Consider the following 21,660-nt stretch of genomic DNA (forward strand, 5'->3'; position numbering starts at 1 on the left):
CGGTTGGAGCAGGAGCCATCCACCCCATCAGCTTTGGCAGGCTGCGACCGCGGCATCTTGAATACTCCGCGAAGGTCCGAATTGGGCCGCGTTTTCTCCGTCAAAGTGCGCCGTTCGCATGCAGTCGCGTTACTACGCGATCGGTCATGTTGGCGCAGCGTTTGCCGCCGAATGGGAAGATCGCATCGAACCCGCCCCGAACCCGGTGTTCGATGGTGTTGCGCAACCGGCGACGGGCGCGGAATAGGCGTGTTTTCACGGTTATCGGGTTGATCTGAAGCTCATTTGCAATGGCAAGAATGCTCATATTTTCTGCCTCGCGCAGAAGAAAAGGCAATCTCAGAATTGGCGGCAGCTCTAAAACGGCCGTTTCGAGAAAATCTCTCAATTGCGCGCGTCCAAGCATTGCATCGGGAAGTTCAGAATTTTGCCCTGGGAAAGGTATCACACTAAGTGAATTGGTTTCGTCCACTGTGTCATACTCTTCAGCATCACGCGTTCGCCTGCGCTGCATTCGCGCGGCATTGATCACGATCCGGGTGATCCAGGTAGAATAGCTGGCCTGTTCACGAAACCCCTCCAACTTGCTGAACGCCGAAAGATAAGCCTCCTGCAGCGCTTCTTCTGCTTCGGCATCGCTATCCACGATACCTCGGGCAACACGAAACAGGGGGGGTCAGGCGGCGGATCAGTTCCCGGACGGCCAGTTCGCTTCCTTCACGCGCAGTATTTACAAGCTCGGCTTCCGACTTGGCCGCATCGTTCGCGGCTTGTTGCCTGAGGCTCAATTGAACTTTCATGATCTGTCTTCCTTGTGAACGGTGCCTTCTGAAAGGATCTTTTGGACCAATGGAAATGCGTGCAGGACGTCTTCCGACACATCGCTTTTGTCGTTTGAACTTCCCTCCCAGCCAGTGCGGTCGGGTGTTCCAACCACAATGCGACCGACCATCGTTGCCATCTCGTGCGGTAGACAATAATAGTCATAAACGCCGAGTGCCGTCAGGGTGATTTCAAAATACTCATCCGGAAGCAAAAAGTCGCTTTCCCATGGGGCAGCCTCAGCGGGAATGCGACGCCTTCGATCATAGTTTGCCGGATGATAGGCAGTTGCAGTATGGCTGTTGCCGGGATCGCGATTGATGAAACGGATGGTGGTGCCCGGAGACACCGCAATCCCAATAGGATCATACCAGATGCGCTCACCCCGCGGGCTTCCGCGCATCTCTATCGTAGTGGCAAGGCGTGCTAGCACGACCCGGGAACCGGCGGAGGTAGCAATTGCACATCCCCGCCAGCCTAACGGCATGGCGTCGCGTGAAGATCATTCTGCCAGACGCTCTTTGGCTGTTTCGTCGTGAACAAGAACGACATGCGCGTGTGGCTTGTCCACCCCGGGATGCCCGGCATTGAAGTATATGTCAGTCGAGCTGACGGTGTGCGATCCGATGTTCAGGCCGTCAAACGATGTACCGTTTTGCAGATCGTCGTGCGGTGTCATGTAAACCGTGGCTGACAATCGACCGTCGCGATCATAGGCGAGAAACGGGCCCGCGGGCAGTGTGGCCGGGTCGACGAAAAGTGTTCCTAGACCTGGGATGAACTCGGGTAGTGGGAGAACATCGCTCACTTTCACATAGGGATCACCGGTGGGGGCATTCGCGAGTGCTTGCTCATCATGCGCTATGGCAGCTGGTGTCGTGGCTATGATAAACCCAACGGCTATTGCGGTCGTTCTAAGCATGGTTAAGTCCTCTCCAGGGTTTTCTTTGGATGCGCATTTTTTGCGCTCCTGATTCTTTGGATGCAAGACGGGCGAAAAGGTTCCCTAAATTCGACGAAATCGCGCGAAAAGATCGTAATGCGCTAAATGCCGAATTCGTCAGCGATGTTTGAATTCAATTGCTTCCAGATTTAGCGCTCGCGGCGAATATCCGGAAAGCAGGCTGCATCCTCAATATCGCGGAGTATATCCAAAGTCGCTTTTGGGTCGTCTTCATCGGAGCTGTAAGGTGGCTGATATCGAATGCTGCTCTCACCCCGATGTCGGCAGCGAGCCCATAGTTCTAGATGCTGCATCTTGAATGAGTGACTGCGAAACTATGATTGCTGCCATTGGTCTGCGCAAGGTGGCCTATGGCTGACCTTCATTTGCGGGTTGCGATGCTGCGTTGCAGCTGGTTGGAGCCGCCATTGGCTGCTATCAAATCGTTCTCGGACAATCGATGTCGAGTAACACGGGCGCCCGCATTAGAGCCGGTGATAGCGGCACATTGAACCCGGACTCATTGAAAACCAGCAGCATCGTAGCGCCGAATCCGCGACCAGCTTGCTAGCAAACCCGTGAGGCCGACTTTCCAATCCACGCCGGACTTAAAATTCGGCCTTTCAATTTCCCTGATTCCGAGCTTCCAGCCGTTCCAGATTTACAACCGTCGAAAGCATAAGACGATCATGGCTCCAATCCTGGGTTTGACGAACCGAGGCCGACCCAATGGCAATCACAACAACCAGAGAAAGCGTCAGCCCAAAGAAATTTGCGGACAATTGTGTGGTCGTTACGGGCGCATCGGTCAGGGCGATCACACGCTGGCGCAGAACATGCTTTGCTTTCGGCCCGTTAACCAGGGCCACACGAAGAATGCGAGGGTTTTTCAGATTAATAGATCGTGTGCAGTAGTCCAGTAGACAGGTGGTATAGTCGGTCGCGTCAATGCCTTTACGCGAGACGACAGACTGGTCGCAGGCCAATTCGCGAAGTCGATCAAACTGATGTTTCATGGCCAGATAGGCCGGGTTCCAAAACAGCAAAGGACGCATAAGCTCGAAACCCAGTTCCCATTCCACGTCCAGCGCGCGGATGTGCTGGAATTCATGCGCCAGAGCAAAGCGCAAATCGCGTGGCGAGTTTAGCAAATGGCTGGGCAAAACGACGTGACGGCGACGAAGGCCGCGTACTGCAAAAGGCACCGTTACGCGATCAGAAAGGCGAATGTCCACCTTTGCCGACTGTCGCCAAAGAAAGCTGGACCGTACGGCCTTGCGAATTGTAAGCGCGTTGCGGGCAACCCGAATTGCCAGAACAATTGATAGAAGAACCAGCGTAGTCAGCGCGCAAGTTACGAAAACAGAGCCGCCTGACAAGACATAGTCGAGCCAGCGTTCTCGCGTATTCAAAAGGGTTTCGAACTGCGCAGCGGGCATGGCGATTTCGCCGCGCAAATAGGCCGCCACTGCGATATCCCCCAGCGCGACAACACGTCCGGGCCACACCTGAGCGACAAAGCCCGAAACACCGATCGCCAGAACCGGGCTGAGCATAACGCCGATGCAAAGTATCTTGAGCGAACGAAGCTGAGCAACAAAGCCGTACCGCATGGGCGTCAACGCAAGGCCCCCGCGCACGGCCAGCCAGATCAGCGCCGACAATCCAAGCACAATGTTGAACTCGAGAAACGCATCGAGAACCGGTTTAACCGCTGTCATTTTGCAGTCTCCTCTCTACCAGTGCTCGAATCTCCTCTAGGTCATCTTCTGTCAGGCCCTCATCGTCGACCAGCCTTGCGACCAGAGTTGCGGGCGTGTCGTCAAACAGGGTCCGGGACAGATTCTGCAACGACCGCGACTGATACCTGTCCTTCTCGAGAAGGGGTCTGTAGATCAGCGACTTGCCGTTCTTCTCGCTTTCGACAAAGCCCTTTTCATCAAGGATCCGCAAGATCGTGGCTCCGGAAGTGTAGGCAAGATTGCGATCAGGTGGCAGGCGATCAAGAACTTCACGGACCGTGCCTTGACCAAGCGCCCAGAGTTCGTTCATGAACTCAAGTTCCACTTCGGTAAGAAGATTTGTTGTCTTTTTCTTTCGCATCAATCTCGGTGTCGCCATTATTAGTATGCCTGACAGACAAGCATCCTTTCGCTGTTTCGCAAAGCCTAAACTTTCCAGAAGACGAAGACGCCCCAACCGATGGACAGGAAAAGCGGCGTCCAAACAGGTTGGCCAACCAGCCCGAGCCAGGCCAGGAAGATATAGGTCGAGCCCAGCAGGGTGATGAACAACCGATCCCCCAGCGTGGTGGTCAGTCCCAGCACGCCGCGCCGCTCGATCCCGTCTCGGAATTTGAACCCTTCCAGCAATCCAATTAGGGCGATGGCCGAAAAGATACCGATGAACACCGCCAGTGTTGCCGGAGTCCATGCCATCCAGAAATCCGGCCACAAAGGAGCGGTCCACGAGAAACCTTTTTCCTCTTGCTGGCCGACACTGCCCCAACCGGCCTGTTGGGCATAGGCCACTGAAGGCAGGAAGGGCAGAGCGACAAGAAGTTTACGCATATCGAACCTCACACACGTCCCATCGCGAAACCGCGCGCGATGTAGTTGCGGACAAACCAGATGACGATGGCGCCGGGGATGATGGTCAGCGTGCCGGCGGCGGCCAACAGGCCCAGTTCGTACCCCGCGCTGGAAGCGGTGCGGGTCATCACGGCGGCAATTGGTTTGGCCTCGACCGCTGTCAGGGTTTTGGCCAGCAGCATCTCGACCCATGAGAACATGAAGCAGAAGAAAGCAGCGACACCGACGCCCGCTTTGATGTTCGGCAAGAAGATCGTCACGAAGAAACGCGGGAACGAGTAACCGTCTACATAGGCGGTTTCATCCAGTTCCTTCGGGATGCCGCGCATGAAGCCTTCCAGTATCCACACCGCCAGAGGCACGTTGAACAGCGTGTGTGCCAGCGCCACAGCCAGATAGGTATCGAACAGGTGGATCGACGAATACAGCTGAAAGAACGGCAGCGCGAACACTGCCGCAGGGGCCATCCGATTGGTTAGCAGCCAGAAGAACAGCTGTTTGTCCCCCAGGAACCGGTAGCGCGAGAACGCGTAGGCCGCAGGCAGCGCCACACAGACCGAGAGCACCGTGTTGATCGTCACGTAGATGATCGAGTTGATATACCCCCAGTACCACGTCGGGTCGGTGAAGATGGTGATGTAGTTCTCCAGCGTGAAGGTCTGGGGGAACAGGGAAAAGCCCGACAGGATCTCGTTCGTTGTCTTGAAGGACATCGCCACCAGCCAATAGATCGGTAGCATCAGAAACGCGATATAGAGGATCGGGATAAGGGACCGCTTCTTCATTGCGCGTCATCCTTTGTCATCAGAGTGTAGAAGACCCACGACACAAGCAGCGTGATGGCGAAGTAGATCAGGCTCATCGCGGCTGCAGGGCCAAGGTCGAACTGTCCCAGCGCGATCTTCACAAGGTCGATCGACAGCAAGGTGGTTGAGTTGCCGGGGCCACCGCCGGTCAACACGAAGGGCTCGGTGTAGATGTTGAAACTGTCCATGAAGCGTAGCAAAACGGCGATGGTCAGGACGGTCTTCATCTTGGGCAGCTGGATGTAGCGGAACACTGACCACGGGCTGGCACCGTCAATCTTGGCAGCCTGATAATAGGCGTCAGGGATCGAAACGAGGCCCGCATAGCACAGCAACACCACAAGCGAAGTCCAGTGCCAGACATCCATGACAATGACGGTGATCCAGGCCGAAAGCGGCTGTTGAGTCATGTCATAGTTGACGCCCAGAACGTCATTCAGGAAGTATCCCAGCAGGCCAATCTTGGGCAGGGTGAAGATGTTCCACATTGACCCAACCACGTTCCACGGGATCAGCATCGGCAGGGCCATCAGCACCAGACAGACCGGCACCCAGAACCCTTTGCGGGGCATTGACAGGGCCACGATGATGCCCAACGGCACCTCGATCAGCAGGATCAGGAAGGTGAACAGGAATTGCCGACCCAGCGCGGCTTGGAAGCGGTCGGATCGCAGGATCTGTTCGAACCAGCCCAGACCTTCCCAGAAGAACTGGTTGTTGCCGAAGGTTTCCTGCACCGAGTAGTTGACCACTGTCATCATCGGCACCAGCGCGTTAAACGCGACCAGCGCCAACACCGGTAGGACAAAGAACCATGCCTTTTGGTTTTCCGTTCTCATAGCGCCCGCTCCTCGGTTGCGATCCAGCCGTCGCGATAGACACGGGATTGTTCAGGTTTGAATTGCAGGAAGACCTGTGATCCGGGCTCGGGCACGCTGTGTTCAGTCACGGCCTTGAGCGCCGTGTCGCCGACCATCGCGCTGACAACGTAGTGGCGGCCGATGTCCGAAACTTTGGTTACATGTGCCGGGATGCCTGTGTCGCCGAAGCCTACATATTCAGGGCGGATGCCCAGATCGGTGCGGCCTCCGCCGCCATGGGTCGGGCCTTCCAGCACAACCTCGTGACCTTCGAACACCGCGCGGTCGCCCTTGACCTCACACGGTAACACGTTCATGCCGGGGGAGCCGATGAAGTGGCCAACAAAGGTGTGTTGGGGCCGCTCGAATAGCTCAACGGGCGTGCCGATCTGCACCACTTCACCTTCCTGCATCACTACGACCTCGTCCGCAAACGTCAGGGCCTCAGTCTGGTCGTGGGTCACGTAAATCATCGTGGCTTTGACGCGTTGGTGCAGCTCTTTCAGCTTGGAGCGCAGTTTCCATTTCAAATGGGGGTCGATCACTGTCAGGGGTTCATCGAACATCACCGCGTTCACGTCGTCTCGCACCAGACCGCGACCCATAGAGATCTTCTGTTTGTTATCCGGGCTAAGACCCGAGGCGCGAGTGCCCAGCATATCCGTGACGTCAAGCATCTCGGCAATCTCATCGACGCGACGCTTAATCGTCGCTGGGTTAACACCCCGGTTTTTCAGCGGGAAAGCCAGGTTCTCGCCGACGGTCATTGTGTCGTAGATCACCGGGAACTGGAACACCTGTGCGATGTTGCGCTGGTCGGGGGGCAGGGCGGTCACGTCACTGTCGTCAAACAGGATCTGTCCTTCGGACGGCTTCAAAAGACCCGAGATAATGTTCAGCAACGTGGACTTGCCACAACCGGACGGTCCTAGCAGCGCATAGGCACCGCCATCGCGCCAAGTCACGTCGATTTCCTTCAGTGCATAGTCTTGCGGGTCTTTCGGCGTCGACATGTAGCTGTGTCGCAGGTTTGAAAGCTTGATCTGTGCCATGTCAGGCTATCCTTTTGCCATCTTGGCCGAAATACCGGCAGTGGGCCGGGTTCATGTAGAAGCTGTGATCTTCGCCAACCTGATAGGGGTGGACGCCCGAGGCAAGTGACACCCACGCATCATCGCCATGTTGGAAATGCGCGCTGGAATCCGAGCCGGACAGTTCGGTTACAATCACGCGGCCGGTAAGCTCCACATCATCATCGCAAGAGCGAAACGGGGTCACCCGATGGGGCCGCACGGCGACCATGTAATCTCCGTCAGCCATGTCTGTGACAGCCCAGCCACCTCCACCAGCCAATTGCGCCTGAGCGCCCGACACAGTGATGCGCGCGACATTGATCGGCGGATCCGAAAAAACTCGCGCGGCGGCGATGTTCTCAGGGTTGCGATAAATATCAGCGGTCGGCCCGAACTGGGTCACGCGGCCATCTTCCATCAGGGCCGTGTATCCACCCAGAAGCAGTGCTTCTTCGGGCTCTGACGTGGCATAAACCACCACAGCACCACGACCCGCGAACAGATCGGGCAGCTGCTCACGCAATTCTTCACGCAATTTATAATCGAGGTTTGCCAACGGTTCGTCGAGGAAGACGGCGCGGCTCTCTTTCGCAATGGCGCGCGCCAGTGCCGTGCGTTGCTGTTGCCCGCCCGACAGCTCATGCGGGCGGCGGTGTAACATCGGGCGTAGTTGAAGCAGATCCGCGGCTTCTTCCACGCGGCCCACAATCTCGGACTTTGCCATGCCCGCAACGCGCAATGGAGAGGCGATGTTGTCGAACACGGTCATATGCGGGTAGTTCACAAAGAACTGGTGCACCAGGCTGATCTGCCGCTTCTGCGTGTTCAGTTTAGTCACATCCTGCCCATCCATACAGACCTTGCCCGAGGCAATCGGGTCCAGCCCGGCCATCATCTTGATCAGAGAGGTCTTGCCCGATCCTGTCGCGCCCAGCAGCACATTGAAATGGCCGGTCTGCAGCGTCAGGTTGGTTGGTTTGATATGGATGACGTTGCCGACCCGCTTGGTCGCGTCCTGTAGTTCGATCATTTTCGCGAATTCCGATCCCGCAGCGCCCGCGCTGTCTTGGTCTTGGTGTGGGATGCCGCGAACGGCACCCCGGGTTGCTTTGGCTTACTGAGACTGCCAGCGCTGAACCAGCTCGTCATAGTTGACAGTCTGGCCTTGCGGTTTTTCGTTCTCAAGCTTGGCCTTGGGCGAACCTTCTTTCTCGAGCCAGAATGACGCATCCTGCGGCTCGTTCAGGCGCGGTCCGCATCCACCGTAAACACCGGCGCTTTCATCCGCGGCCTGCATACGGGCCATGGTGATGTCCATCTCTTCTGCCAGACGGTCCATCGCCTCTTGTGGAGTAAACGCGCCCGAGTTCACGTCACCGATCTGCTGCCACCAGATCTGGGCCAGCTTCGGATAATCCGGAACGTTAATGCCGGTCGGCGACCATGCCACGCGGTCAGGTGAGCGATAGAATTCGACCAGACCACCCAGCTTGGGTGCACGTTCGGTGAACGACTCGTGGTTGACCGAGCTGTCGCGGATGAAGGTCAGACCCACATGAGACTTTTTCACATCGACAGTCTTGGAGGTCACGAACTGGGCATAGAGCCAAGCTGCTTGAGCACGATCCTCGGGAGTCGATTTCAGGAAGGTCCACGACCCCACGTCCTGATAACCAACCTTCTGGCCTTCTTCCCAGTAGGGGCCGTGCGGGCTGGGCGCCATCCGCCACAGCGGCGTGCCTTCGTCGTCGACGGTGTTGTTGCCTTCGGACTTGGGCTTGACCATGTCAGCGGTAAAGGCTGTGTACCAGAATATCTGCTGGGCCACATTGCCTTGGCTGAGCGCCGGCAGGGACTGATAGAAGTCATAGCTTGCGGCACCTGGAGGGGCATAGTTCCGCAGCCATTCATCCCACTTGCGGATCGCATAGACCGCAGCCGGACCGTTTGCAGCACCACCGCGTGAAACGGACGCACCGACCGGGTTACATGTGCCCGCTTCCATGCGAATGCCCCATTCGTCGACGGGAACACCGTTCGGCTCGCCCACGTCACCGGCACCAGCCATCGACAGCCAGGCGTCGGTCATGCGCCATCCGAGGTCAGGCGCGCGCTTGCCGTAGTCCATGTGGCCATAGATCGCGACGCCATCGACTTCTTTCACGTCATTTGTGAAGAATTCAGCGATGTCTTCGTAGGCCGACCAGTTGACCGGAACGCCCAGATCATAGCCGTATTTCTCTTTGAACGCGGCTTTGTTGTCCTCGTCATCGAACCAGTCCTTGCGGAACCAGTAGAGGTTTGCAAACTGCTGGTCAGGCAGCTGATACAACTTGCCGTCCGGTCCGGTAGTGAACTGAATGCCCATGAAGTCATCTAGATCCAGCGTCGGCGAAGTTGTCGCCGCCCAGTCGCCACCCATCATGTCGGTCAGCGGATAGGCCAACTGCAGGCGCGAATGTGTTCCGATCAGGTCGCTGTCGTTGACGTAACCATCATATAGGTTCCGCCCGGTTTGCAACTGAGTCTGAACGGCCTGAACCACTTCACCTTCGCCGAGAATCTGGTGATTGACTTTGATCCCTGTGATTTCCTCGAACGCCTTTGTCAGAACCTCGGATTCATAGGAATGCGTCGGGATACCCTCGGACAGGACATTGATTTCCATGCCCGAGTACGGTTGTGCAGCTTCGATGAACCACTTCATTTCGGACAACTGTTCGTCCTTCGACAAGGTCGATGGCTGGAATTCGTCGTCAATCCAACGTTGTGCTGCGGCTTCGTCGGCCCAAACAGGACCATGCCCCGCAATGACGGCCGCTGCCGCCACGGCGGAAAGTAGATGTCTCCGCATCTGTCTCCTCCCAAGATTATGTGATCCGGCGCAGACCGGATGGCAATCAGCATCGGTGATATTCAGCGTAGCTGTCAAACTAAAAATTTAGTAATAACAGTAAGTGTTTTTAACTATCTGATAATGAGAATTATTTTTACTATCTAGATATTTATGATTTAAAATTTGTTCAATTTACTGATATCCGTGGGTGCTGAAAACATCGCGTAACTAATTCTTGAGTCGGCTTAACACCCACTGCTCAAATGCGAATTGGGTGAAACACAAGGCTGACGTCTGCTAACATCAAAGTTCAATTAGCCTGTTCGCAGTTGCAGTAAAAGTTTGCCATCCTGCCCGACCTGCAAGGGTCAGCACCGCAACGGAGTAGGCCTTTGACCAATAGCAGCAATGGGCCGTCCTTGGCATCGATAGGGCATCGGCAGGTCCCGATGATGCGCTATCTCCGAGGTCCGCCGTGAGCCCTTTCTGTTCGATTCTGCACTTTGCTCAAATGTCGGCTGTTCGCGCTGTGTTGATTTCCAGGTTCTCAGTTTCGTGGACGGCTGAAGCGAACCAATGTTCACCTAACGTGGGTCGTCGTGCTTCGGAAGATGCCACTATCGGGCGCCAACTTGATGTCTTTTCGCAAAACCTTGACGTACCAGCGCATTAAGTCTGAGCCGCAGATTGCCAGATTGGTTCCACAAACAGCGTTTCAACCACGTTCAACCGAAAGGGACCAAGAAATGAAAAAGACACTGATCACATCCGTCACCGCGTTCAGCATTGCTCTGAGTGCAGGAATGTCAATGGCCGGCCCGTTGCACGGGCAGGTTCAGCGCGAGCATACACAAACTATTCATTTACCAGTCTCGCAAGCATTCAACCACATTGACGGGGCGGCTGATCCTAGAATCGATTTGTCGCCAACGAATGATCTCGGTCAAAAGACTGGTTCTTTGATCCAGCAACATCGTGAAAATGATCCATCAACCACGGGTCTCGGTGACTGCCAGAAGGGCGCTGCGATGCTCTGTTATGATTGCACCATTGGCAATCCATATGGTTGCGATGATCATTTTCTAAATTGAGCACGGCAGCATTCCCTAGTTTTATTCCATGAAATCCCGGTTGGGGAATGCGCAGCAAGGGGTGCTGCGCAAGTGAAGTGTGAAAATCAAAGGTCGGTTTTGTCCGCGAACTGTAAATTCGTTCACCACCTGATTTTGCGAATGCAGTGAAGGTATGCTATGCGGGCTGCAATCGCAGCACGGCGATTGATCGCTGGATGTCGGCTTTGGGCCGGCCTTGCTTATCGGGCTAGTTCTGTACCCGTGCCCGCGTTAAGCGCGTTGCAAACCCCCTCTAAGGCTTGAGTAGCTCGTCGCCTTGCTGGGCGCGCGTACGATTTTTCGAAGCAAGGCATACTTCACGAACGCAAGTAATTTGTTTGGCGTGATTGCAAAGGTCAGTCTTCAGTTCATTCGAAGACGCCGAAGTCCGACGCCCCAATGTCGCAAATTCTAACAAGATGTGCGCTCTGACCGACAGTCTTACAACGCCAAACTTGGTTTCTTCCGCAGATCATCACGGTTCTGGACCATTCCAAAGGAGGAGACCCATATGTCTGGGAATGAAGACAACATACGGCAGCCCGGCTTGGTGCTGGCCCTCGTGCCAATAGTACTGACCCTGTGTGTGCTTGGGCTGCAACTATTCTATTTCGGTGACTTCACTCCACACATCCCACTGGCATTCGGAATCGCAATCACAGGCATCGTTGGCCTCATGTTGGGTCACAAATGGCCCAGTATCGAAGAGGGCGTGTTCCACGTTATCAATATCTCCCTACCGTCGGTCTCGATACTGATCACAGTGGGGATGATCATCGGAGTGTGGATCGCAAGCGGCACCGTCCCGACGCTGATCTACTATGGTCTCAGGATTTTGTCGCCCGAGCTTTTCCTCGCCGCAGGAATGGTCCTTTGCTCAATCGTCTCCGTTTCTTTGGGCACTTCGTGGGGAACGACAGGCACCGTCGGATTAGCGCTGATGGGGATTGGAGCCGGGTTCGGCATTCCAATGTATTGGACAGCGGGGGCGGTAGTCTCTGGTGCATTCTTTGGAGACAAGATCTCGCCTTTATCAGATACGACAAACCTGGCACCTGCTGTAACCGGGACTAATCTGTTCGATCACATTCGGAATATGCTTCCAACCACAGTTCCTTCCATGCTGATTGCACTGGTAATTTATTTTGTTGTCGGCTTCACTCTGATCGACACGTCCCAGGTATCGTTTGACCGTATTCACGCGATCACCACCGCGCTGGACGACGCTTTCTGGATTTCGCCGATCATGCTGTTTCCGGCCGTTCTGGTCATCGTGCTGGCGGTCATGAAACAACCTCCGATCCCGTCACTGTTCGCAGGCGCCGTTGCGGGCGGCATCATGGCTATCTTCTGTCAGGGGGCTGGACTGCATGAGACGTTCACCTTCGCCAACAGCGGCTATTCGATCGATACTGGGGTTCCGGAGATCGATCCCCTGCTGAACCGCGGCGGAATTCAGTCTATGATGTGGACGATTTCACTGGTGCTGCTGGCTTTGGGGTTTGGCGGAGCGCTTGAACGCGTAGGCTGCCTTCAGGCCATCATCAATGTTGTCATCTCGAAGGTGAAAACGTTTGCCGGTATTCAAACCTCAGCCATCTTAACCTCTGTTGCGACCAACACCGTTGCAGGTGACCCCTATCTGTCAATTGCACTGCCAGGGCGGATGTATGCACCGGTCTATCGCGCGATGGGCTATTCCCCGCTGAACCTGTCCCGGGCGGTCGAGGAAGGCGGAACTCTGGTGTCCCCTCTGATCCCTTGGAACGCGGGTGGTGCGTTTGTCATCACGGCGCTTGGCTTGGGTATCGCGGACGGCAACTTCGAAAATCTGCTGTATATTCCGCTTGCATTCGCTTGCTGGCTGTCACCGGTCATCGGTATCGTCTATGCCATGACAGGGCTGTTTTCGCCTAAAGCCAGCGAAAAAGAAATCCGCTCCTGGGAGGAAAGCGGCGAACCTGTTGTGCAGATGAGTGCCTAATCTTTCTGCGCCAACACCAACTTAGGTGTTGGTGCCCTTCATCCGCCTTGGTCGATACTGGGAGGAGAGCATATGGACCCGAGAAACTTTGTCCCAAAGGGCGCGGCCAGCTATCGCATTGACTATGATGGATCGGCCAAGGAAATCTATTTTCTTCTGCTGCCAAAACTGACTATGCTGGCCTTCAGCGCCGCAGTAGAACCCCTGAGGATCGCCAACCAGGTTACTAACAAAGAACTGTATAAATGGTTTCTGATCACTGAAGATGGAAATCCGGTTTCTTGCTCGAATGGGGTTGAAATTACGCCGGATTTTGCGTTGCACAACTTGCCGCGATCGTCGCGGCTGTTTGTCTGCTCGGGTATTGAACCGGCCGAAAGTACCAACCCCAAGGTGCTGTCGTGGATCCGCCGCCAAAGAACCTTTGGATGTAATCTGGGTGGTATTTGCACAGGGGCTTTCGCCCTTGCCAAGGCTGGAGTTCTGTCAGGGAAAAGGTTCACATTGCATTGGGAAAACCACCCTGCTTTTGTCGAACATTTTGATGATTTGGAGCCATCGTCAAACCTGTATGAGATCGACAACGAACTTATGACATGTGGCGGCGGAAATGCTGCAACCGACATGATGTTGGACATGATCGAATCCAATTTCGGAAATGACCTTGCGGTCATTGTTTCGGACATGTGCATTCACTTTCGATCCAACAATAGTAAAACGCTCCAGAAATCAGCCTTTTCGGTAGCTTTGGGTAGTCGAAACCAGTACCTGATCAACGCAATGCAGATCATGCAAGAAAACCTGGAAGAGCCGTTAGATATCTCTGAAATAGCAGAAGCCGTGCAGATATCTCGTCGCCAGTTAGAGCGTCTCTTCCAAAAGTATGTCGAAACTTCGCCTGTTCAGTTTTATCTAGAACTGCGCGTTTCGAGGGCTTACGCATTGCTCAGCGAAACCGAGATGGCGGTCGCGGAAATCGCGGCAGCCACAGGCTTTAGCAGCGCTACACAACTTACAGTACGATTCAAGAAACGCTACGGCGAAGCACCAACTTCATTCAGAAGGGGGTGGTCTGAAAGACGTGAATAATTCGCGTCCGAACAGTCATAATTTGAGGCATCTAAACGTACTCCAGTGCTTTGTCTGCAGCGACCCTGTTGCATGGATCAGAGCTGGGGCGAACTGACCCCAGACCCAACACTTCAGAAAATGCGCTCATGTTCTGCACGACCGAGAGATGTCATGTGGTTCAGCGCTTTTGATGCAATTTTTGCTTCAACTACTTGAGTGGCAAGATCACGCGCTTGCAGGCGACGGGCATGATTGAACTTGTATGGCATCCACGGCAACTCCCGAAAATGAAAGCATCGCGCAGGACAACATTCCAGATGAAGTAATGGTGCGGGATAATGATCCTCGCCGCAGTCCGCCGGATAACCCTTTCAGCCATTGGGTAGGCTACATCCCAGAAAGCCCCGCATTGGTATTCAATAGAAACTGGCGGAAGATCGGGCTGCTTGCTGCTCCAATGCCTCGGGCGTTTTCACCAACTGCTGCAGCTTCTACGACCGGAGGAATCAATCCACGCTTGTCTTGGTTGAGGAGGTAACGACGAACCCGGGCAACTAACTCTTCGCGCACTTCCGATGGGAACGCGCCGTCTATGAAAATCGCCTCAAAGTCGATGACCGCGCAAATAGACAGGGCAGCCTTGGCAAGTTCCTGTGCTGTGGTACCAATCCAAGGCTCGACATATCGCGAAATGCTGCTCCAATCTTGTGGCTTCATCCAGAGTATTTGGGGATCGACACCGGCTTCGATCAACCTGTCTTCGAGCAGGAACAGTGAGGCAGTGTCGATCAACTGCTGGCTTTCGCCTAAAGGCCCGGTCGTTCGCATCGCGCCCAAGGCACCTGCATTTCCCTGGTTGCCCTCAAACACGGTGCCGTTCAGCGCGACTCCGCCGCCGATCATTGACCCGATGAAGAAATAAAAATAGTCGCGATATTCGGCCCCGCGCCCATAAAGATGCTCGGCGTGACAGGCAGCCGTCGCATCGTTGACCACAAAAACTGGCAGGTCGCTGAACTTGGCGACCTCGGAAAAGAAATTCACGTTTTTCCAGGACCTGAATTTTTTGGCCGCAAGCCCAGACAGGTCGTGCCATTTCCACAGTTCGAACGGAGTTCCGATTCCAATCCCGCATACACGGTCGCGAAGTTTCTGGGGTTCATGGACCAGAAGCTCCTCCAATCCTTTCTCCAGAAACCCGAACACCGCTTCGGGCAGCGGATAGTCATAAGTCGTCGAGATTTGATGGCGCGGCTTGCCGGTGAAGTCGATCAAAAGAAGATCAGCGCTGCGGCGACCGATCTTCATTCCCACCGACAGGATGCCTTCGGGATTGAGTTCCATTGGGATCGAAGGTTTCCCTACCTTGCCCCTTAACGGCGTCCCACGTTTGAGAATCTCGTCCTTTTCGAGCTTACGCAGAATGATCGACACGGTCTGCGGAGACAGGCCTGTGAGCCGCGCGATTTCGGCCCCGGCAGCAGGTCCATGCCGTTGTAAAACCGTCAGAATCAGGCGTTCGTTATGATCACGAACACCGCTTTGGCTTACCCCGCCGGTTAGTATTTTCAGCGCTTCTCTTTCCATAACATTAAACATAAACACCTTGTTTTCTTATGAAAAGATACGTGGGTAAATTAATAAATAAACTTTATTTATTTATTGACAGAAGGGCTAGAATCACGGTTTCTTAAGCAGGACCTTCATTGGAGGATGGAGGCGCGCCTTGTCGCTATTCCGCACGGGGCCACAACAATTTTCTGGGAGGACAACATGAGAAATCTACTCAAGCTCGCCGCATCCGCGACTGCGCTGACTTTTGCCGCTGCATCCGCGCAAGCGGCTGGTGAAACCGTCTGCCTGATTACCAAGACCGACACCAACCCCTTTTTCGTAAAGATGAAGGAAGGCGCAACCGCCAAGGCAGAAGAGCTGGGCATGACGCTCAAGGCGTTTGCCGGCAAGGTTGATGGCGACCATGAAACTCAGGTCCAGGCCATTGAAACCTGCATCCTCGATGGCGCAAAAGGCATTCTACTGACGGCATCCGACACCAGCTCGATCGTACCTGCGGTCAAACAGGCGCGGGATGCGGGGGTTTTGGTCATTGCGCTGGATACACCGCTTAGCCCGATTGACTCAGCGGACGCGACATTCGCGACGGACAACTACAAGGCCGGTCTGCTGATCGGTCAATGGGCCAAGGCCAAAATGGGCGACGCCGCGGCCGATGCCAAGATCGCGACGCTGGATCTGAATGTCAGCCAGCCGACAGTGGACGTTCTGCGCAATCAGGGTTTCCTCGACGGGTTTGGTGTGGACCTGGCGGACCCGAATGTCATCGGTGATGAAACCGATGCGCGTCTGGTCGGCAGTGACGTAACCGACGGCAACGAAGAAGGCGGTCGCCGTGCGATGGAAAACCTTCTGGCCAAGGATTCATCGATCAACGTTGTTCACACGATCAACGAACCGGCTGCTGCGGGTGCATATGAGGCACTGAAATCCATCGGGCGTGAAAACGACGTGCTGATCGTTTCGGTCGACGGCGGGTGCCCCGGTGTCCAAAACGTCGAAGCCGGTGTGATCGGCGCGACAAGCCAGCAGTACCCGCTGTTGATGGCCTCGCTTGGTGTTGAGGCCGTGAAAAAATGGGCCGAAGAGGGCGTGAAGCCCGAAAACACACCCGGCAAAGACTTCTATGACACGGGCGTCGCGCTCATCACCGACCAGCCGGTTGATGGGGTCGAGTCGCTGTCGGTCGCAGAAGGCCTGGATCTCTGCTGGGGCTAAAGACAGCCATATTGGGTGAGGCGCGCCAGAGCGCCTCATCAATCCTCTCACCAGCAAACCGAAATTTCCTGTACACTGATTTCGTGGGCGCGATGCCAGCCACGAAAAGGGGGAGATATGTCTGAAGCAAACCAAAACACCCAGGAATTCGAAACCGCCGCCAGCGCTTCAGAAACCGTGGCGGAGTTTGAAGATAACCGGCGTGGTGTTCTGGGGAAGTTGCAGCATCTTCTCCACGTCAATCCATCCTTTGTACCATTGATCGTTCTGGTTGGCGCGATCGTGATTTTCGGCCTGCTGCTGGGGTCCAAATTCTTCTCACCCTTTGCGATGACGCTGATCCTGCAACAGGTCCAGATTGTGGGCATCGTGGCCGCGGCGCAAAGCCTTGTCATTCTAACCGCCGGCATCGACCTGAGCGTCGGTGCAATCATGGTGTTTTCATCCGTTATTATGGGTCAGTTCACCTTCCGCTACGGCATCCCCGTGCCCATTGCGGTGATGTGCGGGCTGGCAATGGGAACTCTAATCGGGGCACTCAACGGCTGGCTGGTCAGTCGCGTAAAGCTGCCGCCCTTTATTGTTACGCTCGGCATGTGGCAGATCGTTCTGGCGACAAACTTCCTGTATTCCGCAAACGAAACAATTCGCAGTCAGGATATCGAGGCCAACGCCCCATTCCTGCAATTCTTTGGCACAAAATTCAGCATCGGTGGCGCGACTTTCACGGTTGGTGTGATCTTCATGCTCGTTCTGATATTCGTGTTGGCTTATGCGCTCAAACACACGTCCTGGGGCCGACATGTCTACGCGGTGGGGGACGACCCCGAGGCGGCCGAGCTATCCGGTGTGAACGTCCACAAAACACTGATGTCCGTCTATATGCTGTCCGGTTTGATCTGTGCCTTTGCGGGCTGGGCTTTGATCGGGCGCATCGGATCGGTCTCGCCGACCTCCGGCCAATTGGCCAATATCGAAAGCATCACTGCGGTCGTGATTGGCGGTATTTCACTGTTCGGCGGGCGTGGCTCCATTCTGGGGTCCCTGTTTGGGGCACTGATCGTCGGCGTCTTTACTCTGGGGCTCAGGCTTCTGGGCGCAGATGCGCAGTGGACCTTCCTGCTCATCGGTCTTCTCATCATCGCAGCGGTCGCCGTCGACCAGTGGATCAGAAAGGTATCGGGCTAATGTCAGACACAACTCCAGTCGTCCAGGGCCGCGGGATCGTGAAACGCTATGGCCACGTCACCGCCATCGACTATTCTGACTTTGAACTGCGCCAAGGGGAAATCCTTGCGGTTATTGGCGACAACGGCGCAGGCAAGTCGTCCATCGTCAAGGCGATTTGCGGCGCCACTATCCCAGACGAGGGCGAGATTCTGATCGAAGGGGAAAAGGTCAACTTCTCTTCTCCGATCGACGCCCGAAATATGGGGATTGAGATTGTCTATCAGCAGCTCGCCATGTCCCCTGCTCTGTCGATAGCCGACAACATGTTCATGGGGCGCGAGATCCGCAAACAAGGGTTCATGGGCAAATACATGCGTCAGCTTGATCGTCCAGCCATGGAGAAGTTCGCACGTGAAAAACTGACCGAGCTTGGGCTGATGACTGTACAGTCGATCAATCAGGCGGTCGAAACTCTCTCTGGCGGTCAGCGCCAAGGCGTAGCCGTTGCGCGTGCTGCCGCCTTTGCGACGAAGTTCATCATCATGGACGAACCCACGGCTGCTTTGGGGGTCAAGGAAAGCCGCAAAGTGCTTGAGCTTATCCAAGACGTGCGGGCGCGTGGTATTCCGATCATTCTGATCAGCCACAACATGCCGCATGTTTTTGAGGTTGCTGACCGCATTCATGTGCATCGGCTGGGCAAAAGGCTCTGCACCATTGATCCCAAGGATTACACGATGTCCGACGCGGTGGCCTTCATGACCGGCGCCAAGGAACCCCCAAAAGAGGACGCCGCGTGATCGATCAGGATGCAAAGCGCGTTTGTGACCTTATTTCCTCCCGGAGGCAGGTAGGGGTTCGGACGATTGTCGCAATCGCCGGCCCCCCTGCATCCGGAAAGTCGACTTTGGCAGAAACCGTGGTGCAATCGCTGAACGCGCAACAAAGCTCTGCGGTTCCTTTAGCCACGCTGGTGCCCATGGACGGTTATCATCTGGACAACCGCGTGCTGGAATCGCGAGGCTTGCTGTCCCGAAAGGGCGCGCCGGAAACCTTCGATGCAGTTGGGTTCTGCACTGCAATCAGAGGGCTGCAATCCGCGCAGCATGAGTCCTTTCATCCTAAATTTGACCGCCAATTGGACCTGGCCATTGCGAATGCGATTGCCGTTCACCCGGAAACTCAGACTGTAGTCGTAGAAGGGAACTACCTTTTGATGAATAGCGACCCGTGGAGGACGTTGGCAGATGTGTACGCCGTAACGGTTTTTGTCAGCCCCACATTGGAGGAACTCGAAAACCGGTTACAGCATCGCTGGATCAAGCATGGCTTTGACCCGCAAACCGCGCTGCAACGCGCAAAAACGAACGATCTGCCCAACGCGGAACACGTCATCCGTGATAGCAGGAAAGCGGATCTCACATTGAACCAGAATTACACCGAATTCGGGATGCGCTACGCGTTCTGACCCTGCGCAACGAAAGCCGAAACGATCCGTTGATGCAAACGCCTCTGGGCGATTTCAAGTGCAATCAAAATCACCCCATACACGATGAGGAAAGCTCATGAAATTCTTCGTGGACACTGCAGAAGTAAACGACATAAAAGATATGATAAACTTTGGATTGTTGGATGGCGTTACTACCAATCCAAGCCTGATCGCCAAGTCCGGCCGGGATTTCAAAGAAGTCATTGCCGAACTTTGTACACTGACGGATACGCCCGTGTCGGCAGAAGTTGCAGCTTTGGACACAGCTGGCATGATTGCGGAGGGAGAGCACCTTGCCGCGATTGCCGACAACGTCGTCGTCAAACTGCCTTTGACACTAGATGGCCTCAGAGCCTGTGCACATTTCAAAAGAGAAGGTATCAAAACAAACGTCACACTCTGCTTTTCAACCAATCAAGCGCTTTTAGCGGCGAAGGTCGGAGCGACCTATGTATCTCCTTTCATTGGCAGATTGGACGACATTAATCTGGACGGAGCCGATCTGATCCGTGATATCCGTAGCATTTACGATAACTATGGTATTGAAACGGAAATCATTGCGGCGTCCGTCAGAAGCCCCAATCATATTACAGAGGTGGCATTGGCCGGATCAGACATAGCTACAATCCCTCCATCCGTTATCCGCAAATCGGTCATGCATCCATTGACCGATACCGGCATCGAGAAGTTTCTCAATGATTGGAACTCGACTGGGCAATCGATCCTTTGATGGATTGCCATTTTGTCTGGGAGGGAGCGGCCCGTACCAAATACTTTACGGCTGAGCGGCAAGGCTGCGCTTTGAGGAAGTAAACGCTCAAGGAGAGTCTTTCGGCTTTGTCAAGCAGGTCAATCTTTGTGGGAAATTGTCGGAACTCTTCTTAATGGCGGCATGAACACTACGGCCCAAAGGAGACATCCAACTTCGTCATCAGCGCCGCTGTGCAGCTTCACCTGACCGGCTATTCACTGCAGTTTCAGATTCTAATTGTAGACGAACCTGACATTCACCTAACTTGTGTGGTCGACTTTTGAGTACGCGCGTGGTCTAGAGAGCATCATCCTCGACAGGCGTCAAGACAGCAGAAACAAGCAGGCTTGCAGCGAGTGGTAAATATCGGGCTTCCCATCAAAGATGGATGTCACGACATTCCCATTTTCAGCCAACGCTGGAAACCAACCGCCATGCTTATGATTTAAGAACGTAGCACTCGCATAGGTCCAGAGCTTTCGGTAACAGATCTCGTCTTCCGGCATTTTATCCAGAGTAATCAGCGCGGCTGCTGCTCCAATTGCTTCGGCGATCGGCCACCAAAACCGGGAGCTGTTGGCAGCCTGGCCGTCAAAGTCCAGCGTGTAGGCCAATCCACCACCGGGTAACCAGGCATCATCCAATGCCCGTTCATTCAAGCGGCGCGCTGTGCCGGGCGCATTGGATACCGACCGACTTGACAAGTCCCGATGCTGAAGCCGGCCGAGTTCAAACGAATGACCACGAGTCGTTCCGGCAGGCCTGAACATCGGATTACCCGCATAGTCATGATCAATCGGTCATTCAGACGTGTAATGCTCAGGCAACCGCCAGTTTTCCCCGGCCGCGATCTTGTTGATGAAGAAGTCCAAAATGCGACCGCAAGGCGGGCATTGCTCCGTCGGCTGTTGTTCTAGTTGCCACCGTGCGCGCAATGAATTTGAACGGCGGCGTTGCCAAGGCCGATCTGGGTGCGGAAAACGTTGACGCTGTGAAATCGGGCTGTGCCAACCTCGGCCGTCACATCGAAAACGTGAAATCCTTCGGTGTGCCGGTTGTTGTCGCCATCAACCACTTTGCCACTGACACCGATGCCGAAGTACAGGCGGTCAGCGACTATTGCGGCGAACATGGCGTCGAGGCGGTTTTGTCGCGCCACTGGGAGCTGGGCTCGGAAGGCTCTGCGCCGCTGGCCGAGAAGGTTGTCGAGATCGTCGAAGGCGGCAGCGCCAACTTCTCGCCGATCTACCCTGACGACATGCCACTGCTTGAGAAGATCGAAACCATCGCCAAGCGTATCTATCGCGCGGATGAGGTTCTGGCCGACAACAAGATCCGTAACCAGCTGCGCGAGTGGGA

General features: G+C 55.0%; 23 protein-coding genes and 1 pseudogene. 9 read left to right on the forward strand and 15 right to left on the reverse strand.

The genetic code is table 11. The features are described from left to right. Positions 1 to 100: 100 nt before the first annotated feature. The 12 genes from ACR0KN_RS21795 to ACR0KN_RS21850 form a co-directional block, all read right to left on the reverse strand. Positions 101 to 646, reverse strand: a complete 546-nt coding sequence (locus ACR0KN_RS21795) for a sigma-70 family RNA polymerase sigma factor (RefSeq protein ID WP_480656547.1) — start codon at positions 644 to 646, stop codon at positions 101 to 103. Then, positions 639 to 800, reverse strand: a complete 162-nt coding sequence (locus tag ACR0KN_RS21800) for a hypothetical protein (protein ID WP_480656549.1) — start codon at positions 798 to 800, stop codon at positions 639 to 641. The genes ACR0KN_RS21795 and ACR0KN_RS21800 overlap by 8 nt, the downstream gene beginning before the upstream one ends. Beyond that, positions 797 to 1,225, reverse strand: a complete 429-nt coding sequence (locus ACR0KN_RS21805) for a plastocyanin/azurin family copper-binding protein (RefSeq protein ID WP_480656551.1) — start codon at positions 1,223 to 1,225, stop codon at positions 797 to 799. Before ACR0KN_RS21805 ends, ACR0KN_RS21800 begins: the two co-directional genes overlap by 4 nt. A gap of 99 nt (positions 1,226 to 1,324) precedes the next feature. Continuing rightward, the gene (locus ACR0KN_RS21810; protein ID WP_480656553.1) at positions 1,325 to 1,744 is read right to left on the reverse strand and encodes a hypothetical protein; all 420 of its coding nucleotides are present in this window, start codon (positions 1,742 to 1,744) and stop codon (positions 1,325 to 1,327) included. Positions 1,745 to 2,388: 644 nt separating this feature from the next. Further along, entirely contained in the window at positions 2,389 to 3,486 is a 1,098-nt protein-coding gene (locus ACR0KN_RS21815; protein ID WP_480656555.1) for a M56 family metallopeptidase, read from the reverse strand. After that, a complete protein-coding gene (locus ACR0KN_RS21820) occupies positions 3,473 to 3,868 on the reverse strand; it encodes a BlaI/MecI/CopY family transcriptional regulator (RefSeq protein WP_010442339.1) in 396 nt (131 codons plus the stop codon). Before ACR0KN_RS21820 ends, ACR0KN_RS21815 begins: the two co-directional genes overlap by 14 nt. A 65-nt stretch (positions 3,869 to 3,933) precedes the next feature. Continuing rightward, entirely contained in the window at positions 3,934 to 4,335 is a 402-nt protein-coding gene (locus tag ACR0KN_RS21825; RefSeq protein ID WP_170474755.1) for a DUF2160 domain-containing protein, read from the reverse strand. An 8-nt stretch (positions 4,336 to 4,343) separates the two neighbouring features. Next, positions 4,344 to 5,141, reverse strand: a complete 798-nt coding sequence (locus tag ACR0KN_RS21830; RefSeq protein WP_058280831.1) for a carbohydrate ABC transporter permease — start codon at positions 5,139 to 5,141, stop codon at positions 4,344 to 4,346. Beyond that, positions 5,138 to 6,001: a carbohydrate ABC transporter permease gene (locus ACR0KN_RS21835; protein WP_260027296.1), complete on the reverse strand. Its 864-nt coding sequence runs from the start codon at positions 5,999 to 6,001 to the stop codon at positions 5,138 to 5,140. The genes ACR0KN_RS21830 and ACR0KN_RS21835 overlap by 4 nt, the downstream gene beginning before the upstream one ends. Beyond that, on the reverse strand, positions 5,998 to 7,074 hold the full coding sequence (locus ACR0KN_RS21840) for an ABC transporter ATP-binding protein (protein WP_480656558.1): 1,077 nt from the start codon (positions 7,072 to 7,074) through the stop codon (positions 5,998 to 6,000). Before ACR0KN_RS21840 ends, ACR0KN_RS21835 begins: the two co-directional genes overlap by 4 nt. Position 7,075: 1 nt before the next feature. After that, positions 7,076 to 8,125 carry an ABC transporter ATP-binding protein gene (locus ACR0KN_RS21845; RefSeq protein ID WP_480656560.1) on the reverse strand — a complete coding sequence of 350 codons (1,050 nt, stop codon included), beginning with the start codon at positions 8,123 to 8,125 and terminating at the stop codon, positions 7,076 to 7,078. Positions 8,126 to 8,209: 84 nt separating this feature from the next. Beyond that, positions 8,210 to 9,949: an ABC transporter substrate-binding protein gene (locus tag ACR0KN_RS21850; RefSeq protein ID WP_170474740.1), complete on the reverse strand. Its 1,740-nt coding sequence runs from the start codon at positions 9,947 to 9,949 to the stop codon at positions 8,210 to 8,212. 728 nt (positions 9,950 to 10,677) lie between these two features. On the opposite strand from ACR0KN_RS21850, the gene ACR0KN_RS21855 reads away from it, so the two are divergent. The 3 genes from ACR0KN_RS21855 to ACR0KN_RS21865 all read left to right on the forward strand — a co-directional run bounded on the left by ACR0KN_RS21855 (position 10,678) and on the right by ACR0KN_RS21865 (position 14,116). Beyond that, complete coding sequence (locus ACR0KN_RS21855; RefSeq protein ID WP_480656563.1) at positions 10,678 to 11,022, forward strand: hypothetical protein; 345 nt, start codon at positions 10,678 to 10,680, stop codon at positions 11,020 to 11,022. A gap of 532 nt (positions 11,023 to 11,554) precedes the next feature. Then, a complete protein-coding gene (gene nhaC, locus ACR0KN_RS21860; protein WP_480656565.1) occupies positions 11,555 to 13,027 on the forward strand; it encodes a Na+/H+ antiporter NhaC in 1,473 nt (490 codons plus the stop codon). A 72-nt stretch (positions 13,028 to 13,099) separates the two neighbouring features. Next, the gene (locus ACR0KN_RS21865; protein ID WP_170546291.1) at positions 13,100 to 14,116 is read left to right on the forward strand and encodes a GlxA family transcriptional regulator; all 1,017 of its coding nucleotides are present in this window, start codon (positions 13,100 to 13,102) and stop codon (positions 14,114 to 14,116) included. Between the two features lie 113 nt (positions 14,117 to 14,229). Here ACR0KN_RS21865 and ACR0KN_RS21870 read toward each other — a convergent pair whose 3' ends face one another. After that, positions 14,230 to 14,367, reverse strand: coding sequence for a hypothetical protein (locus tag ACR0KN_RS21870; protein WP_170546288.1), 138 nt, complete (start codon positions 14,365 to 14,367; stop codon positions 14,230 to 14,232). A gap of 118 nt (positions 14,368 to 14,485) precedes the next feature. Next, positions 14,486 to 15,685, reverse strand: a complete 1,200-nt coding sequence (locus ACR0KN_RS21875) for an ROK family transcriptional regulator (protein ID WP_170776310.1) — start codon at positions 15,683 to 15,685, stop codon at positions 14,486 to 14,488. Between the two features lie 186 nt (positions 15,686 to 15,871). Here ACR0KN_RS21875 and ACR0KN_RS21880 point away from each other — a divergent pair, with 186 nt between their 5' ends. The 5 genes from ACR0KN_RS21880 to fsa all read left to right on the forward strand — a co-directional run bounded on the left by ACR0KN_RS21880 (position 15,872) and on the right by fsa (position 20,280). Beyond that, on the forward strand, positions 15,872 to 16,891 hold the full coding sequence (locus ACR0KN_RS21880; RefSeq protein WP_029622083.1) for a sugar ABC transporter substrate-binding protein: 1,020 nt from the start codon (positions 15,872 to 15,874) through the stop codon (positions 16,889 to 16,891). Positions 16,892 to 17,008: 117 nt separating this feature from the next. After that, on the forward strand, positions 17,009 to 18,079 hold the full coding sequence (locus tag ACR0KN_RS21885; RefSeq protein WP_170474723.1) for an ABC transporter permease: 1,071 nt from the start codon (positions 17,009 to 17,011) through the stop codon (positions 18,077 to 18,079). After that, a complete protein-coding gene (locus ACR0KN_RS21890; RefSeq protein ID WP_480656568.1) occupies positions 18,079 to 18,861 on the forward strand; it encodes an ATP-binding cassette domain-containing protein in 783 nt (260 codons plus the stop codon). The genes ACR0KN_RS21885 and ACR0KN_RS21890 overlap by 1 nt, the downstream gene beginning before the upstream one ends. After that, positions 18,858 to 19,529, forward strand: coding sequence for a nucleoside/nucleotide kinase family protein (locus tag ACR0KN_RS21895; protein WP_480656570.1), 672 nt, complete (start codon positions 18,858 to 18,860; stop codon positions 19,527 to 19,529). The genes ACR0KN_RS21890 and ACR0KN_RS21895 overlap by 4 nt, the downstream gene beginning before the upstream one ends. 97 nt (positions 19,530 to 19,626) lie before the next feature. After that, positions 19,627 to 20,280: a fructose-6-phosphate aldolase gene (gene fsa / locus ACR0KN_RS21900; protein ID WP_480656572.1), complete on the forward strand. Its 654-nt coding sequence runs from the start codon at positions 19,627 to 19,629 to the stop codon at positions 20,278 to 20,280. 344 nt (positions 20,281 to 20,624) lie between these two features. On the opposite strand, the gene ACR0KN_RS21905 is transcribed toward fsa, so the two are convergent. Beyond that, entirely contained in the window at positions 20,625 to 21,098 is a 474-nt protein-coding gene (locus tag ACR0KN_RS21905; protein WP_480656574.1) for an AGE family epimerase/isomerase, read from the reverse strand. Between the two features lie 83 nt (positions 21,099 to 21,181). Between ACR0KN_RS21905 and ACR0KN_RS21910 the strand changes: the two are divergent. Next, positions 21,182 to 21,660 (forward strand): annotated as a pseudogene (locus tag ACR0KN_RS21910) (formate--tetrahydrofolate ligase); the annotation flags it as partial.

The sequence above is a fragment of the Ruegeria sp. AP7 genome, from assembly GCF_056539905.1.

What these genes read in the sequence shown, in the direction of transcription:
- ACR0KN_RS21800 (WP_480656549.1), bottom strand. Translation starts at nt 800, where the DNA reads ATGAAAGTTCAATTGAGCCTCAGGCAACAAGCCGCGAACGATGCGGCC.
- ACR0KN_RS21805 (WP_480656551.1), bottom strand. Translation starts at nt 1,225, where the DNA reads ATGCGCGGAAGCCCGCGGGGTGAGCGCATCTGGTATGATCCTATTGGG.
- ACR0KN_RS21810 (WP_480656553.1), bottom strand. Translation starts at nt 1,744, where the DNA reads ATGCTTAGAACGACCGCAATAGCCGTTGGGTTTATCATAGCCACGACA.
- ACR0KN_RS21815 (WP_480656555.1), bottom strand. Translation starts at nt 3,486, where the DNA reads ATGACAGCGGTTAAACCGGTTCTCGATGCGTTTCTCGAGTTCAACATT.
- ACR0KN_RS21820 (WP_010442339.1), bottom strand. Translation starts at nt 3,868, where the DNA reads ATGCGAAAGAAAAAGACAACAAATCTTCTTACCGAAGTGGAACTTGAG.
- ACR0KN_RS21825 (WP_170474755.1), bottom strand. Translation starts at nt 4,335, where the DNA reads ATGCGTAAACTTCTTGTCGCTCTGCCCTTCCTGCCTTCAGTGGCCTAT.
- ACR0KN_RS21830 (WP_058280831.1), bottom strand. Translation starts at nt 5,141, where the DNA reads ATGAAGAAGCGGTCCCTTATCCCGATCCTCTATATCGCGTTTCTGATG.
- ACR0KN_RS21835 (WP_260027296.1), bottom strand. Translation starts at nt 6,001, where the DNA reads ATGAGAACGGAAAACCAAAAGGCATGGTTCTTTGTCCTACCGGTGTTG.
- ACR0KN_RS21840 (WP_480656558.1), bottom strand. Translation starts at nt 7,074, where the DNA reads ATGGCACAGATCAAGCTTTCAAACCTGCGACACAGCTACATGTCGACG.
- ACR0KN_RS21845 (WP_480656560.1), bottom strand. Translation starts at nt 8,125, where the DNA reads ATGATCGAACTACAGGACGCGACCAAGCGGGTCGGCAACGTCATCCAT.
- ACR0KN_RS21850 (WP_170474740.1), bottom strand. Translation starts at nt 9,949, where the DNA reads ATGCGGAGACATCTACTTTCCGCCGTGGCGGCAGCGGCCGTCATTGCG.
- ACR0KN_RS21855 (WP_480656563.1), top strand. Translation starts at nt 10,678, where the DNA reads ATGAAAAAGACACTGATCACATCCGTCACCGCGTTCAGCATTGCTCTG.
- nhaC (WP_480656565.1), top strand. Translation starts at nt 11,555, where the DNA reads ATGTCTGGGAATGAAGACAACATACGGCAGCCCGGCTTGGTGCTGGCC.
- ACR0KN_RS21865 (WP_170546291.1), top strand. Translation starts at nt 13,100, where the DNA reads ATGGACCCGAGAAACTTTGTCCCAAAGGGCGCGGCCAGCTATCGCATT.
- ACR0KN_RS21870 (WP_170546288.1), bottom strand. Translation starts at nt 14,367, where the DNA reads ATGCCATACAAGTTCAATCATGCCCGTCGCCTGCAAGCGCGTGATCTT.
- ACR0KN_RS21875 (WP_170776310.1), bottom strand. Translation starts at nt 15,685, where the DNA reads ATGGAAAGAGAAGCGCTGAAAATACTAACCGGCGGGGTAAGCCAAAGC.
- ACR0KN_RS21880 (WP_029622083.1), top strand. Translation starts at nt 15,872, where the DNA reads ATGAGAAATCTACTCAAGCTCGCCGCATCCGCGACTGCGCTGACTTTT.
- ACR0KN_RS21885 (WP_170474723.1), top strand. Translation starts at nt 17,009, where the DNA reads ATGTCTGAAGCAAACCAAAACACCCAGGAATTCGAAACCGCCGCCAGC.
- ACR0KN_RS21890 (WP_480656568.1), top strand. Translation starts at nt 18,079, where the DNA reads ATGTCAGACACAACTCCAGTCGTCCAGGGCCGCGGGATCGTGAAACGC.
- fsa (WP_480656572.1), top strand. Translation starts at nt 19,627, where the DNA reads ATGAAATTCTTCGTGGACACTGCAGAAGTAAACGACATAAAAGATATG.